This window comes from Shinella sedimenti, assembly GCF_022601905.1.
Lineage (GTDB): Bacteria > Pseudomonadota > Alphaproteobacteria > Rhizobiales > Rhizobiaceae > Shinella > Shinella sedimenti.
The window spans coordinates 60,049-73,722 of the sequence record NZ_JAKVIN010000006.1 but is presented as its reverse complement, the minus strand read 5'-3'; the positions used below and the strand labels follow the sequence as shown (position 1 = coordinate 73,722).

General features: G+C 62.8%; 16 protein-coding genes. 11 read left to right on the top strand and 5 right to left on the bottom strand.

Features of this window, described 5'->3' with window-relative positions:
* Positions 1-3 precede the first annotated feature (3 nt).
* A complete protein-coding gene (locus MKI86_RS14700; RefSeq protein WP_241601695.1) occupies positions 4-321 on the top strand; it encodes a Dabb family protein in 318 nt (105 codons plus the stop codon).
* A gap of 53 nt (positions 322-374) precedes the next feature.
* On the opposite strand, the gene MKI86_RS14695 is transcribed toward MKI86_RS14700, so the two are convergent.
* The 5 genes from MKI86_RS14695 to MKI86_RS14675 all read right to left on the bottom strand — a co-directional run bounded on the left by MKI86_RS14695 (position 375) and on the right by MKI86_RS14675 (position 5,504).
* Positions 375-1,118 carry an ABC transporter permease gene (locus MKI86_RS14695; RefSeq protein WP_241601692.1) on the bottom strand — a complete coding sequence of 248 codons (744 nt, stop codon included), beginning with the start codon at positions 1,116-1,118 and terminating at the stop codon, positions 375-377.
* Complete coding sequence (locus tag MKI86_RS14690; protein ID WP_241601690.1) at positions 1,115-2,053, bottom strand: ABC transporter ATP-binding protein; 939 nt, start codon at positions 2,051-2,053, stop codon at positions 1,115-1,117. The genes MKI86_RS14695 and MKI86_RS14690 overlap by 4 nt, the downstream gene beginning before the upstream one ends.
* Positions 2,050-3,210: an ABC transporter permease gene (locus MKI86_RS14685; RefSeq protein ID WP_241601688.1), complete on the bottom strand. Its 1,161-nt coding sequence runs from the start codon at positions 3,208-3,210 to the stop codon at positions 2,050-2,052. Before MKI86_RS14685 ends, MKI86_RS14690 begins: the two co-directional genes overlap by 4 nt.
* Before the next feature lie 52 nt (positions 3,211-3,262).
* Complete coding sequence (gene osmF / locus MKI86_RS14680; protein ID WP_241601686.1) at positions 3,263-4,174, bottom strand: glycine betaine ABC transporter substrate-binding protein OsmF; 912 nt, start codon at positions 4,172-4,174, stop codon at positions 3,263-3,265.
* A gap of 163 nt (positions 4,175-4,337) precedes the next feature.
* Positions 4,338-5,504 carry a gluconeogenesis factor YvcK family protein gene (locus MKI86_RS14675; RefSeq protein WP_241601684.1) on the bottom strand — a complete coding sequence of 389 codons (1,167 nt, stop codon included), beginning with the start codon at positions 5,502-5,504 and terminating at the stop codon, positions 4,338-4,340.
* Between the two features lie 355 nt (positions 5,505-5,859).
* Here MKI86_RS14675 and MKI86_RS14670 point away from each other — a divergent pair, with 355 nt between their 5' ends.
* The 10 genes from MKI86_RS14670 (at position 5,860) to MKI86_RS14625 (ending at position 13,665) form a co-directional block, all read left to right on the top strand.
* The gene (locus tag MKI86_RS14670) at positions 5,860-6,633 is read left to right on the top strand and encodes an amino acid ABC transporter substrate-binding protein (protein WP_241601681.1); all 774 of its coding nucleotides are present in this window, start codon (positions 5,860-5,862) and stop codon (positions 6,631-6,633) included.
* A gap of 104 nt (positions 6,634-6,737) precedes the next feature.
* Positions 6,738-7,418, top strand: coding sequence for an ABC transporter permease subunit (locus tag MKI86_RS14665; RefSeq protein WP_241601679.1), 681 nt, complete (start codon positions 6,738-6,740; stop codon positions 7,416-7,418).
* On the top strand, positions 7,415-8,176 hold the full coding sequence (locus tag MKI86_RS14660; RefSeq protein WP_241601677.1) for an amino acid ABC transporter ATP-binding protein: 762 nt from the start codon (positions 7,415-7,417) through the stop codon (positions 8,174-8,176). Before MKI86_RS14665 ends, MKI86_RS14660 begins: the two co-directional genes overlap by 4 nt.
* Before the next feature lie 136 nt (positions 8,177-8,312).
* On the top strand, positions 8,313-8,750 hold the full coding sequence (locus tag MKI86_RS14655; RefSeq protein WP_241601675.1) for a helix-turn-helix domain-containing protein: 438 nt from the start codon (positions 8,313-8,315) through the stop codon (positions 8,748-8,750).
* Positions 8,751-8,757: 7 nt separating this feature from the next.
* A complete protein-coding gene (locus MKI86_RS14650; protein WP_241601674.1) occupies positions 8,758-10,575 on the top strand; it encodes an AfsR/SARP family transcriptional regulator in 1,818 nt (605 codons plus the stop codon).
* Positions 10,576-10,608: 33 nt separating this feature from the next.
* On the top strand, positions 10,609-10,848 hold the full coding sequence (locus MKI86_RS14645) for a hypothetical protein (protein WP_241601673.1): 240 nt from the start codon (positions 10,609-10,611) through the stop codon (positions 10,846-10,848).
* Positions 10,849-10,852: 4 nt separating this feature from the next.
* Positions 10,853-12,037, top strand: a complete 1,185-nt coding sequence (locus MKI86_RS14640) for a YcaO-like family protein (protein WP_241601672.1) — start codon at positions 10,853-10,855, stop codon at positions 12,035-12,037.
* The gene (locus tag MKI86_RS14635; RefSeq protein ID WP_241601671.1) at positions 12,034-12,741 is read left to right on the top strand and encodes a TfuA-like protein; all 708 of its coding nucleotides are present in this window, start codon (positions 12,034-12,036) and stop codon (positions 12,739-12,741) included. Before MKI86_RS14640 ends, MKI86_RS14635 begins: the two co-directional genes overlap by 4 nt.
* 121 nt (positions 12,742-12,862) lie before the next feature.
* The gene (locus MKI86_RS14630; protein WP_241601670.1) at positions 12,863-13,087 is read left to right on the top strand and encodes a hypothetical protein; all 225 of its coding nucleotides are present in this window, start codon (positions 12,863-12,865) and stop codon (positions 13,085-13,087) included.
* Between the two features lie 140 nt (positions 13,088-13,227).
* On the top strand, positions 13,228-13,665 hold the full coding sequence (locus tag MKI86_RS14625; protein WP_241601669.1) for a YqaA family protein: 438 nt from the start codon (positions 13,228-13,230) through the stop codon (positions 13,663-13,665).
* The last annotated feature ends 9 nt before the right edge of the window (positions 13,666-13,674 follow it).

The following is a 13,674-nucleotide window of genomic DNA, read 5'->3' as shown; positions in this document are numbered from 1 at the left end:
ATCATGATCCGCCACTGCGTTTTCATTCGCTTCAAGCCGACCATCTCCACCGCCTACAAGACGGAGCTGTTCAACGAGATCGACACCCTCAGGGACCACCTGCCGGGCATGCTTGCTGTCCATATCGGCACCAATGTCAGCCCCGAAGAAGGCATGGACAAAGGCTTCTCCGACGGCTTCATCGTCGATTTCGCCGACAGTTTCTCACGCGACACCTATCTTGAAGACCCGGAGCACAAGGCAACCGGTGGCCGGCTTGTGGCGGCGGCCGAGGGCGGGGTTGCCGGCATCCTCGTCTACGATCTCGAAACGGGCGACTAGAGCATTTTTGCATCGTCCGACGTCGAAGCGATCCCGCTTCGGCTGGAAATGCTTTAGACCCGACCGGCCCTACGCGCTAGCGCACGTTCGACGGCCGAGAAGGCGTCGTAGATGAGGACAGCCAGCACCGCAACGACGACGCCGCCCTGCAGCACGAAGGCCAGGTTGTTGGATTGCAGCCCGGCAATTATGACCTCGCCCAATGTCTTGGCGGCGACCGTGGAGCCGATGGTGGCGGTGGCTAGGCTGATCGTCACGGAAAGGCGAATACCAGCGAGGATGACAGGCAGCGCCAGTGGCAGCTCCACCCGCGTCAGCTGCTGCCAGGCCGTCATGCCCGTCCCGCGCGCCGCCTCGACGATCGCCTTCGGCAGCGTCGAAAGACCCGTCATGGCATTCTCGAAGACCGGCAGCAAGCCATAAAGAAACAGGGCGATCAACGTGGGCTTCTCACCGAAACCGACGATCGGCACGGCCAACGCCAGCACGGCGACCGGCGGAAAGGTCTGGCCGATATTCACGAGGCTGCGCGAGAGCGGCAGGAACTCCGCGCCGACCGGTCGCGTGACGAGGATGGCAAGCCCGACCGCGACGAGGGTTGCGGCGAAGGTTGCCGTGAAGACCGTGGCGAGGTGCGACAGGGTCAGCGAAAGCAGGCTGCCCTGATTGTAGATTGCCGGCGCATTCGCCTGCACCAGCGGCTTCAGCAGCGGCTCGAAAAGCTCAGGGCGCACCAGAAATGCAATCAACAGGATCAGCGCTGCCAGCCGCAGCAGGTTGGGCAGGAACCGCCTCATTGCGGCCTCGCGGCGCGCCGGGCAAGACCGGCTAGCGTGACACGACCGAGGGGGGCACCATCCGCGCCGACCACCGGCAAGGCCTCGCGACCCGACCAGAGCAGCGAAGACAAGGCCCCGCGCTGGCTGAGGGAGGCAGCGATCGGCTCACCCCGCGCCTCACCCGCCTCAGCGGCGTCCCCCGCGGTACCGATGGACAGCAACCGGAATGGCCTCTCCTCCGCGCCGATCAGGGTTTCGACGAAATCCGTCGCCGGGTTCACCAGCATTTCCTCCGGCGCCGCGCATTGCACGATCCGGCCCTTGTCCATCACGGCGATCTTGTCGGCGAGATGGAACGCCTCCTCCATGTCGTGCGTGACGAGAACGATGGTGGTGCCAAAATGCTTCTGGATCGCCAGAAGATCGTCCTGCGCCTTGGCGCGAATGACGGGGTCGAGCGCACCGAAGGGTTCGTCCATCAGGAGGATGTTAGGCTCGGCGGCGAGCGCCCGCGCCACGCCGACACGCTGCTGCTGACCGCCCGACAGCTCATGCGGATACCGCGGACCGAAGGCTGCGGGATCGAGCTGGAACAGCGTCAGCAGCTCCTCGACCTTGGCGGCGATGCGCTTCTTGTCCCAGCCGAGCAGGGTCGGAACCGTCGCGATGTTTTCGCCGACCGTACGATGCGGGAACAGGCCGTGGCCCTGGATCGCGTAACCGATGTGGCGGCGCAGTTCGTAACCGGGGATCGAGCGATTGTCCGCGCCATCGATGCGGATCATGCCCTCGCTGGGTTCGACGAGACGGTTGATCATGCGCATCAGCGTCGTCTTGCCGGAGCCGGACGTACCGACGATGACGGTAATCGTATGCGGCTCGACCGTCATCGAGACAGTGTCGACAACGGTGTTGTCGCCGTAGCGCTTGGTGATGTTCTCGATCTCGATCATGCCGCCCTGCCACGTTTGGAATTGGAAAGTTCGGTCGCCGCATCGAGCACCACGGCGGCGGCGAAGGCGAGTGCTACGGTCGGCACCGCGCCGAGCAGCACGAGGTCCATGGCCGTCTGCCCGATGCCCTGGAAGACGAAGACACCGAAACCGCCGCCGCCGATAAGCGCCGCGATGGTGGCAAGGCCGATATTCTGCACGAGCACGATGCGAATGCCGGTGAGGATGACCGGGAAAGCCAGCGGCAGCTCCACGCCGAAAAGCCGCTGGCGACCGGTCATGCCGATGCCGCGGGCGGCATCGTTGGCATCCCGCGGCACGCCGGCAAGGCCGACCACTGTATTGGCGACGACGGGAAGCAGCGAATAGAGGAAAAGCGCCACGAAGGCCGGAGCTGCCCCGATGCCGCGAATCCCGAGCGCGGAGGCCCCCGGCACATTGAGCGCAATCCAGCCGAGCGGCGCGATCAGAAGACCGAATAGCGCAATCGACGGGATCGTCTGGATGATATTCAGCCCGTTCAGCACTCCGGCGCGCAGCGACGGAACGCGATGGCAGAGAATGCCGAGCGGAAGGCCGACCAGGCATGCGGATGCAAGCGAGCCGAGGGCCAAAACGACGTGGCGCCCTGCCTCCAGCCAGAAGGTCTCGGCCCGGCTTCCATATTCCTTGAGGATCGAAAGCCCGTCCCATACGCCGGACACAAGAAGGCCCACGACCGTCGCGGCAACGGCCAGCAGCAGGCCGATCCGGGCGAGCGGCGAGAGCCGCAAACGCGCCAGCGCATCGGCCGTCAGCAGCGCAAAGGCGAAGCTCGACAGCCAGAAACCGGAAGCGGGCGAGACACGCGCATAGGTGTTTTCAGGCGGCGTCAGGTGACCGGCAGAGAGGCCAATGAGGAACGCAAGGCCCAGCAGCGCGACAAGACCGAGCAGAAGCCGGAAAAACGTCGGCGTATTCAGGACGATCAGAACGATGGCGACAGCAATGAAGGCGAGCAGCGCTGCCCCGTAACCGGCCGGAAGCGCCTCGACAATCCATCGCGCCTCGCCCGGCACGATACGATTTGCCCGGAAATTGGCGAAGGGCGCCAGAAAGCCGCCATAGGCCAGCAATGCGGCGATCACCACGCCGAGCTTGTCGATCCTGAACCCCATGCGCCCCTTTCGGATAGGTCCCTCCGCCCGGATGGGCGGAGGGAAAGTCGGATTACTTGATGAAGCCGTTCTTCTTCAGGAAGTCTTCGGCAACCGCCTTGGCCGGCTCACCGCCCACCTGAACGCGGCCGTTGAGATCCTGCAACGTCACGAGATCGAGCTTCTCGAAAACGGGCTTCAGCAACTCCTCGATCTGCGGGTTGGCCTTCAGCACCTCCTCGCGGATGATCGGTGCCGGCTGGTAGACCGGCTGCACGCCTTTGTCGTCTTCGAGAACGACGAGACCCGAGGGCGCGATGCCACCGTCCGTGCCATAGACCATGGCGGCGTTGGCACCGTTCGTCTGGTTGGCGGCAGCGGCGATGGTCGCAGCCGTGTCACCGCCCGAAAGCGTGATGAGCTGGTCCGGCTTCAGCGTGAAACTGTAGGTCGTCTGGAAGGCCGGCAGCGCCGCCGCGGAGTTCACGAATTCGGAGGACGCCGCCAGTACCACCTTGCCTCCGTCAGCAACATACTTGCCGAAATCGCTCATGGTCGCGAGCTTGTTGGGCTCGGCGATATCCTTACGCAGCGCGATCGCCCAGGTGTTGTTGGCCGGCGAAGGCGTCAGCCAGACGATCTTGTTGGCGTCGAAATCGAGCGTTTTGGCGAGCTCGTAGGCCTTGGTCGCATCCTTCCACGCCGGATCGTCTGCCTTCTCGAAGAAGAAGGCGGCATTGCCGGTATATTCCGGATAGATATCGATCTCGCCGGCGGTGATCGCCTGCCGCACGACGGGCGTAGCACCCAGCTGTACGCGATCCGTTGTCTGGATGCCGTTGGCATTCAGAACGGCCAGGATGATGTTGCCGAGAACGCCGCCTTCCGTGTCGATCTTCGACGAGACGACGACCTGGGCGTTGGCTGCACCGGCCGCGAGGCTGAGGGCGAAAGCTGCTCCGATAAACTTGACGACTGGGCGCATGTGAAAACCTCTCCGTATTGCAAAAACCCGTGACGGCATTTTCATCACGTTCGGGAATGCCCGTCCCGGCAAAGCATTCCATATATGGCGGCAAATGGCAAAAAACAGATCGCGCCGGAACGATCGACACAATGTTCCATCGGTCGTCAAAAGATGCCGGAAATCAGGCACTCGCCGGTGGCATTCCCGCATGGACCGGAAGAAGCGCGCAAAGCGTATCCGCAACGACACTGCCATCGTGCTGGCCGCGCTGCCAGGCATCCTCGAACTCCCCGACGACCGCCTCTGCGCCAAGCCGCGCGCAGGTCTCATCCAGCGCGCCGTTGCCAAGATAGGCGAAGGCGCCGGCGCTCTTTTCGAAGGGCAGCAACTGGCGGTTCGCCAGAACATGGGTGAAGAGGCGCATCTCCGAGCCACCTTGGGCGTGCCACACCCGCGCCGCCACATCCAGCATGCGCGCCAGATCCATTCCGCGCGTTTCGCGACATTGCAGGATGTTGCCGATGAAGATGCGTCTTGCATGTACATTGCGGACAATGGCCGCAACAATGCCGTCCACCAGGAAGTGCGGAAGCACGCTTGTAAAGAAACTGCCTGGCCCGAAGACGATGGCATCAGCGCTTTCGATACTCTCGATCACCGCGTCATTGGCCGGCGCACCGTCCGCCCCTGCAGAAAGCGAAATCTCGCGAATACCCGCCGCGCCCTCTTCATCGGTGAGCGCCGTCACCCGATGCTGCCCGTCGATTACCCTGCCATCCGTCAGCACAGCGGAAAGCGTCACCGCCGGCGAAACCGTCGATGGCCAGACATGGCCGGTAATGTCGCAGAGTTTGCGGAATACGAAGATGGCCGTGTTGATGTCGCGGTTATGGGCAAGATGCGCCCCGGTCAGGATGAAGTTGCCGATGCTGCCATTGCGAAGGTCGAAGTCGTCGCCGACCGCGGACTGGAACGTGCGCAGATAATTCAGGATCGCACCCCGCAGGCCGGGCTCCATGCGCTCCAGCAGCGGGTGACGCCCCTCAGCGTAGAGGGCGAATTCCGTGCGGGCATCCTCCCGCGCACCGGTGGTAAGCCGCGCATTGCAAAGCTTCACTACGTCGCCGGACCGTCCCTCGCCATAGGCCATTGTGATCAACGCCTGACGGATGTCACCGACAGCCAGGAGGCCGAGGCTTTCGCGGATCACCTTCGAACTGCCCCCGCTATCCCAGGCGGGTACGATGCGCGTCAGCCGCACCGGCTTGGAACAGAGGGCGAGATTGGTCGACCGGCAGGCCGTGCCGCCGGAGAAGAGAACGATATGCGGCAGGCGGCCCTCGGCCATGCGGTCTCCCTACGTTTCGGTTCGGGCCACTATATTGTAGGCCAAGCCGATCAGAATCTTGGTATAATCCGCCTTCGGCGCGCTGAAAATGGCATCCTTCAGCCTCTCCTCGACAATCCTGTCGAGCCTTGAGGAGGAAAGCGGACCTGGTCAAGCGTCTGCAGAGACCCTGGAAACGGCGGATGCACAGCCCATATCTTGCTTCACTAAGCCGTCCGAAAGCGCTGAGCGCTTCGGAGAATGAGAAAAATATTCGCATTTGCCGAAACTATTCGCAGTTTTCTGCCCATCGTTTTGCAATGTTTTCTGCGATTGATCGCCCATCGAACATCCAAGCCAGAAACGGAGTCCCGAGATGAACTGGTTGAAGACACTTGCCGCAGCCGCAGCCCTTCAGGTGGCCGTCCTGGCACCGGCCCATGCCGGCGAAAACCTGGCCGCAATCCAGTCGGCCGGCACGCTGAAGATCGGCACCGAAGGCACCTACGCACCCTTCACCTATCATGACACCGACGGCAAGCTGGTCGGCTTCGACGTCGAGATTGGCGAAGCCATCGCCGAGAAGCTGGGCGTCAAGGCCGAGTTCCTTGAAGGCAAATGGGACGGCCTGATCGCCGGTCTCGACGCCAACCGCTACGACGCCGTGATCAACCAGGTCGGCATCACCGAGGCGCGCAAGCAGAAATACGACTTCTCCGAGCCCTACATCGCTTCCAAGGCCGTTCTGATCGTCCGCGGCGACGACGACAGCATCAAGGGCTTCGCCGACCTCAAGGGCAAGAAGTCCGCCCAGTCGCTGACCAGCAACTTCGGCAAGATCGCCGAGGGCGCTGGCGCTGAACTCGTCGGCACCGACGGCTTCGACCAGTCCATTCAGCTCGTGCTGACCGGCCGTGCCGACGCGACGATCAACGACAGCTTGTCCTTCCTCGACTTCAAGAAGCACAAGCCCGACGCAAATGTGAAGGTCGTCGCCGAACAGGCCGATGCCGATTATTCCGGCGTGATCATCCGCAAGGGCGAGCCGGAACTGCTCGAGGCGATCAACAAGGCGCTGGCCGACATCAAGGCCGATGGCACCTACAAGACGATCTCCGACAAGTATTTCGGCCAGGACGTCTCGAAGTAAATTGCAGCGTGACCGCTTCGCGGCGGTCCTTTCCTCGCATATAGATAGGCGTTACGACTGGCCGGGGATTTCCCCCGGCCAGTCGCATTTCCGGAGGTTTCGCCGTGCCGCCGTGGCTTCAACTGATGCTGGACTCGCTTGCGCCCCTGCTCTGGGCTGCGCTCGTCTTCACCATTCCGCTCACTCTTCTCTCCTTCGTGCTCGGCCTGGCGCTCGGCCTGCTAACGGCCGTCGTTCGGCTCTTTGCGCCCCGCCCCTTCTCCGACATCGCCCGCTTCTACGTCTGGGTGTTTCGCGGCACACCGCTGCTGGTGCAGCTCTTCGTCATCTTCTACGGCCTGCCCAGCGTCGGCATCCTGCTTGATGCCTTCCCCGCCGCGCTCATCGGCTTCACGCTCAATGTCGGCGCCTATACCTCCGAGATCATCCGCGCCGTCATTTCCTCAGTGCCGCGCGGCCAGTGGGAGGCAGCCTATTCGATCGGCATGACGTGGTCGCAGGCCATGCGCCGCACGATCCTGCCCCAGGCAGGCCGCGTCGCCGTGCCGCCACTTTCCAACACATTCATCTCGCTGGTGAAGGATACGTCTCTCGCGGCGGCCGTCACGGTGCCGGAACTCTTCCAGACCGCGCAGCGCATTGTCGCCACCACCTACGAGCCGCTGATCCTCTACATCGAGGCCGCCCTGATCTATCTGGCCTTGAGCTCCGTTCTATCGGCGCTGCAAGTGCGGCTGGAGAAGCGTTTTGCCCGCTATGGCGGCTTCCTGGAGGCCAGGACATGATCGAACTCGAACATATCGAAAAGCGCTTTGGCGACAACCATGTCCTGCGCGACATCAGCCTGCAGCTCGCCGAAGGCAGCGTCACCGCGCTGGTGGGGCCGTCCGGGGGCGGCAAGAGCACGCTGCTGCGCTGCATCAACCTGCTGGAAATTCCGACCTCCGGGTCTATCCGCCTCGGTACAGAGAAAATCGATTTCGTCCCGGGCAAACCGGTGGGCTGGGATGCCATCCAGAAGCTGCGCCGCCAGACCGGGATGGTTTTCCAGAACTTCCAGCTCTTTCCGCACCAGACGGCGATCGGCAATGTGATGGAGGGTCTCATCACGGTGTTGAAATGGCCGGCCGACAAGGCCCGGGCCCGGGCCATGGAACTCCTGGAAAAGGTTGGAATGGCGCATAAGGCGGATGCCTGGCCGGCAACACTTTCCGGCGGCCAGCAGCAGCGTGTCGCCATTGCCCGCGCGCTTGCGCCATCGCCGCGCGTTCTGCTCTGCGACGAACCCACCTCCGCGCTCGATCCGGAGCTGGCGGAAGAGGTGGTCGAGGTGCTGAGCCGCCTTGCGCGCGAAGGCACGACGATGGTGATGGCCACCCATGACCTGCGTCTTGCCTCGCGCGTCGCCGATACGGTCGTTTTCCTCGATGGAGGTGTCGTGGTAGAACAGGGCGGGCCGCGCGGCATTTTCTCGACGCCGCAGCAGGAGCGCACGAAAAAGTTCATTGCATCCCTGAGCGCGCCACACAGTTACGATATCTAGGCAACACGTCGCCTCACGTTACGGTAGCGATGAAATTGCGTTGTAGCAGTTGCATCGGCCGGGCGATTCAAGCAGAGTGGCCCCGATTAATATGACCACGCCATGCCCCCGCATGATCGAAGTGGAGAAAGCTCTCATGAACAAGAAAACCCCCAACCCGATTGATGTGTTCGTCGGATCCCGCGTACGCCTGCGCCGCCTCATGGTGGGCATGAGTCAGGAAGCGCTTGCGGATCGTCTCGGCGTTACGTTCCAGCAGGTGCAGAAATACGAGAAGGGCACGAACCGCATCAGCGCCAGCCGTCTCCAGGCCATCTCCGACGTATTCCGTGTGCCACCGAGCTTCTTCTTCCAGGACGACGACGCTTCGGGTGCAACCACGGGTGCCGGCCACGATACCGGTGACGTATCCACCTTCGTCTCGTCGAAGGAAGGCCTTGATCTCAACCGCGCCTTCCTGAAGATCGAGGATGCGGGCGTGCGCAAGTCGATCATTTCGCTCGCCACCGCTCTTTCCAAGGCCAGCGAACTCTCGAGCGAACGCACAGAAACAGCACCGGAACAGCGGATCTGATTGCCGCATGCCGGCCCGGCTGAAGACGCTTGGCCATCTGCGCCTGCTCGATGAGAGCGGCGAGGATATCGTCTTCCCGGAAAAGGCACTGCTGATCCTGAGCTATCTCACGGCGCGCGGCCTGCCGGACATACCGCGCGCCGATGCCGCCGCTTTGTTCTGGGACGATGCCAACCCGGCTGCCGCCTATGCCAGTCTGCGTCAGACCGTGTCGCGCGTGCAAAAGCGCCAGCGCGATCTCTCGCGCAGTTTCCTGATCTTCACCGACAGCACCATTGCGCTCGGCCCCGAACGCATCGAGAGCGATCTGGATGCAATAGGCGAAAATGCCCCGCTCGCCCTGCTAGCGGAACGGCTGACCGAGGACTTCCTGAAGAACATAAGGCCGGACACGCAGGCTCTGACCAAGTGGATTGCCCTGCAACGGGCTTCTCACATGGCCCTGCTGCGGAATGCGCTGCTTGAAGGAAGCCGACAGGCACCCGGTGCTTCGCGTCAGGTCCGGTCCGCCGCGGCGCTGAGGCTGCTGGAGGCAAACCCGGACGATGATGAAGTCCGTAGCGTCCTGACAGGCCATATCGTCACGCCGCGCCCTGCCCTGATGACGGTCCAGCCGTCCGCTTGCCTGCCCGTTCAGGACCACGTCGAGATTGCGCCGGCCCGCCAGAACCCACCGCGTATCGTCTTGCTACCGCCCGCCACGAACCACGCTTCGCGCGCCGCTGCCGGTTTTTCCGAAGCCCTGATCGAGGATGTGACGATCGGGCTATGCGCATTGCGGTCCATATCGATCATCGCGCCGCACACGGCCACCCAGATTGCCGGCCAGACGGACCGCGCGGCGACCTACGAACGTCACAAGATCAGCTACATCCTCGAGACCCGGTTGCGGGGCGAAGGTGCCGGCCATACGCTCTTTGCTCAGTTGATCTTCTTCGGCAGCGACGAGGTCATCTGGGCCGAACGATTCCCGCTTTCATCCGACGGCCTGCTGCGGTCGCGCCAGATGATCGCCCATCGCATCGCCGGCGCAATCGCCACGGGGATCGAGGACAACGAACTGGTGCGCAGCGGCTATGAGGGCGATGCAAATGCCTATCGCAACTTCCTCTTTGGCCAGGGCCAGCTGAAAAACCTCGACCTGCGCGATATCCGACGCGCCCGCAAGAGCTTCCGCGACGCCTTGCAATTACAGGCCAGCTTTGCGCCCGCGCTCAGCGGCCTCGCCCGCAGTTACTTCCTTGAATGGCTTGTGACGGCCCGTGGCGACGAAGCACTTCTCCATCAGGCGGAAATCCACGCGCAGGACGCCATTCGAGCGGATGAGCGCCTGCCATCTGGCTACCGCGAACTCGGAGTTGTCAAGCTCTACTCCCGCCAGTTCGATGAAAGCGCGCACTATCTGGACCGCGCCGAGGCGCTTAGCCCGCATTATGCCAATGTCATTGCAAGCTACGCCGACACGTTGGTCCAGGCGTCGCGGCCGGATGAGGGTTTGAAAAAGATCGAGCACGCGATCGACCTCAACCCTCTGCCGCCAGACGAATATTTCTGGACGGCCGCCAGCGCGGCCTATTCGCTGGGACGGTACGAGGAGGCGCTCGCCTATATTTCACAGATGAAGGATAAGGATCCGGTACACCGGCTTTCGGCTGCCTGCTGGGCAATGCTCGGCGACATGAAGAAAGCACGGCTCTTCGTTCGGCGTACCTATGACATCAATCCGAATTTCGATTTCAATGCCTGGATGGCGGTCGTGCCGATCAAGGAAGAATGGCACCGCCAGCACTATCGCGAAGGTCTGAAAAAAGCAGGTTTCAAGTAAGCGTATTTCACCAAATGAAAAGGAGAGGTTTGAATGGCTAAAATTGTTGTGCTCGGCGTTGCAGGCGAAGACGGTCTCTGGATTGCGGATCTTGACGCCGGCACCGTGTCCAAGATCACGTCGCCTGCAACCGGCGACCTGAAGGCAGCCGACGATCTGCGCAAGGCCGGCGCCGTCGTCGTCAAGGGCGTCAATCTCGCCGCGCTGGCGAAGTCCGCCGATTCCGTTTCCGGCGGCTTCCTCGATGTTTCCGGCGGCTTCCTGGACAATTAAGCCGGTGCCGCATTATTCGGACCGCATCTGCGGCCCCGAACAGACCTGGAGCCGGATCGAGGCCTTGCTGCCCCGATTCGGCATCACCCGCCTCTCCCGCCTGACGGGACTGGATCACCTCGGCATCCCCGTGTGGAATGCCGTGAGCCCGAATGCGCGCTCGATCGTCATCAACCAGGGCAAGGGCATATCCGATATCGATGCGAAGGTATCGGCCGCCATGGAGGCGCTGGAACGGGCAATCGCAGGCGAGCCCCTCGCGCCAAGCCGCCACGCCGCGCGCCGGGATTTCGCCCAAGCAGGTGAAACATGCCTGCCGCTAGACCTCTTCGTGGCGACCGGACAATCGCTCCTGACCGCAGACGAAACACTCGATTGGCTCGCGGGCCGCGATGTCGCGACCGGCGAGCGCATCTGGGTGCCGAAGGAGGCGGTCTGCCTGGACCGGACCGACTTCACACCCCGCTTCTGGCAATCCTCCGACGGCCTGGCATCGGGAAACTCGGAAACGGAGGCGGTGCTGCACGGCCTCCTCGAACGCGTCGAACGCGATGCCGATCGCCTGTGGCGCCTGCTGCAGCGGGCAAAGCGTCTGTCGACTGCCATCGACCCTGCTGCTTTCGCCGATCCCGTTATCGACGACCTTGCTGACCGTTTTCGCAATGCCGGGCTGGCCCTGCGGCTGTTTGACCTCACCAGCGACCTTGCCATCCCCACCTATGCGGCCGTCCTGGGCAATGCCGGGCTCGCCAAAAAAAAGCAGCCGCTCTTTCATGATGTGACGATCGGCTATGGCACGCATCCTGTTCCGGCCCGCGCCGCGATCCGTGCACTCACCGAGGTTGCGCAATCACGCCTCACTTACATCAGCGGCGCGCGCGACGACCTGTTTGCAGAAACGTTCAGCCGACCGCTGGCGGCCGAAACGCTGGCCTTGTTCAACGCTGCGCCACGTTCGTCCACCCTTTATGCAGCACCTGAGGGCGATGCGGCAGCGCTGCTCGACTGGGTTCTGGAAAAGCTTGCCGCAGCGAAAATCGCACCCATCGTCGCCGTGCCGCTTGGCGATTCCTCCCTGCCGATCTCCGTCGTCAAGGTCGTCGTACCCGGCCTCGAAAGCCCGGAAGGCGCAAGACGCCAGGCTGTCGGCATGCGTGCGCTTTCCCGCATGGCCTTTGCACCATCATGAAGCTTCTCTTTGTTGGACCGAGCCTGCCCGATGCCGCCAAGCTCTGCGGCGATGTCTTGGCTGTCCGTCCACCCGCCGTGCATGGGGACGTTCTGGTGGCCGTTCGCGCCGGTGCAACGGCGATCGGCATCATCGACGGCGGCTTCGAACATGTCGCGCCCGTCTGGCACAAGGAAATCCTTTATGCCTTGCAGGGAGGCGTCGCGGTCTTCGGCGCGGCCAGCATGGGCGCGCTGCGCGCCGTCGAATGCGCCGCGTTCGGCATGGTGGGCATAGGACAGATCTACGAAGATTATGCGAGCGGACGCCGGTTGGATGATGCCGATGTCGCGCTTCTGCATGGCCCGGCAGAACTCGCATACCCCGCGCTTTCTCTCCCTCTCGTCAATGTAGACGCGACGCTTGATCGGATGGAGGCCGAACGGATCGTCGAAACGCGCGAAGCAGCACGCCTTCGCGACGCCGCGCGGCGGCTTTTCTACAAGGACCGCACATGGCCCGCGATCCTCAAGGCGGCTCAAAACCGGACTGAATGGACGGTTACGACACAACTCCTGACCGAATGGACCGTAAACCAGAAACGGCAGGACGCCCTGGCGCTTGTGCAAGAAATGACCTCGTGGTCGGGCAAAAAGCCCGAAAAACGCAGTGATTGGACGTTTCGGGCCACCTCTCTGTGGCGTATGGCCGCAAATCAATCTTAAACCGCTTTAGTCACACAATTTCGCATTCCGCGTGTGTCACGCCTGAGTCACGCGCCAAAGCCGGTCGCCATGCCTATACTCGCAGGCAGGGGTAAGATCGACGCGGCGGGGGCCAGCACATATGGAAATCGATACGATCGAAATGGAAGACCGCGGCACCGAACTGATGGCGCTCGCGAGGATGCTCGCCTTTGCAGTAGAAACCGCAAAAGGCCTCGAGGTCGAGGCCGTCGAATATTGCCTCGACACCGCGCTTCGCGCCGTCCTGAACGAGATCGACGAACCGTCGCGCATGACGCTGACGGCGAACGACATCATGCTGATGAACCGTTCCGCCCTCTGCTGATCGGAAAGGCAAGGGCTGGCTGGCCGCCCATACGGCGATAAAGACCTTTCACACCCTTTCCCAAGCCGACCGCACCGTCTATCGGAGGCGGGCGCGCATTCCGGCGCGCGAACGGAGAGCGGTATGACCGAGATGTCCGGATGAGCGCGCTAGCGGCCTATGGCGGCCTTTTCCTCGCCGCCTTCATCGCCGCCACCATTCTGCCGGCGCAATCCGAAGCGGTACTCGTCGGCCTGCTCGCCGCCGGCAGCTATTCACTCACCCTCCTGATCATCGTCGCCGGAACGGGCAACGTGCTCGGCTCCGTCGTCAACTGGCTGCTTGGCCGGGGCATCGAGCGATACCGCCATGCGCGCTGGTTTCCGGTCAGCGCCGCAAGCCTCGAGCGTGCCGGCAACTGGTATCGCAAATACGGCTGGTGGAGCCTGCTTCTGAGCTGGGCACCGATGGTCGGCGATCCGCTGACGGTCGCAGCCGGCATCATGCGCGAGCCGTTTTTTCGTTTCGTGCTGGTCGTTTCCATCGCCAAGTTCGGCCGCTACCTCCTGCTCGCCGCAGTCGTTCTGCACTGGTTCTGAATTTTTTTC

What these genes read in the sequence shown, in the direction of transcription:
- MKI86_RS14690 (WP_241601690.1), bottom strand. Translation starts at nt 2,053, where the DNA reads ATGATCGAGATCGAGAACATCACCAAGCGCTACGGCGACAACACCGTT.
- MKI86_RS14695 (WP_241601692.1), bottom strand. Translation starts at nt 1,118, where the DNA reads ATGAGGCGGTTCCTGCCCAACCTGCTGCGGCTGGCAGCGCTGATCCTG.
- MKI86_RS14670 (WP_241601681.1), top strand. Translation starts at nt 5,860, where the DNA reads ATGAACTGGTTGAAGACACTTGCCGCAGCCGCAGCCCTTCAGGTGGCC.
- MKI86_RS14685 (WP_241601688.1), bottom strand. Translation starts at nt 3,210, where the DNA reads ATGGGGTTCAGGATCGACAAGCTCGGCGTGGTGATCGCCGCATTGCTG.
- MKI86_RS14660 (WP_241601677.1), top strand. Translation starts at nt 7,415, where the DNA reads ATGATCGAACTCGAACATATCGAAAAGCGCTTTGGCGACAACCATGTC.
- osmF (WP_241601686.1), bottom strand. Translation starts at nt 4,174, where the DNA reads ATGCGCCCAGTCGTCAAGTTTATCGGAGCAGCTTTCGCCCTCAGCCTC.
- MKI86_RS14700 (WP_241601695.1), top strand. Translation starts at nt 4, where the DNA reads ATGATCCGCCACTGCGTTTTCATTCGCTTCAAGCCGACCATCTCCACC.
- MKI86_RS14655 (WP_241601675.1), top strand. Translation starts at nt 8,313, where the DNA reads ATGAACAAGAAAACCCCCAACCCGATTGATGTGTTCGTCGGATCCCGC.
- MKI86_RS14630 (WP_241601670.1), top strand. Translation starts at nt 12,863, where the DNA reads ATGGAAATCGATACGATCGAAATGGAAGACCGCGGCACCGAACTGATG.
- MKI86_RS14625 (WP_241601669.1), top strand. Translation starts at nt 13,228, where the DNA reads ATGAGCGCGCTAGCGGCCTATGGCGGCCTTTTCCTCGCCGCCTTCATC.
- MKI86_RS14675 (WP_241601684.1), bottom strand. Translation starts at nt 5,504, where the DNA reads ATGGCCGAGGGCCGCCTGCCGCATATCGTTCTCTTCTCCGGCGGCACG.
- MKI86_RS14635 (WP_241601671.1), top strand. Translation starts at nt 12,034, where the DNA reads ATGAAGCTTCTCTTTGTTGGACCGAGCCTGCCCGATGCCGCCAAGCTC.
- MKI86_RS14645 (WP_241601673.1), top strand. Translation starts at nt 10,609, where the DNA reads ATGGCTAAAATTGTTGTGCTCGGCGTTGCAGGCGAAGACGGTCTCTGG.
- MKI86_RS14650 (WP_241601674.1), top strand. Translation starts at nt 8,758, where the DNA reads ATGCCGGCCCGGCTGAAGACGCTTGGCCATCTGCGCCTGCTCGATGAG.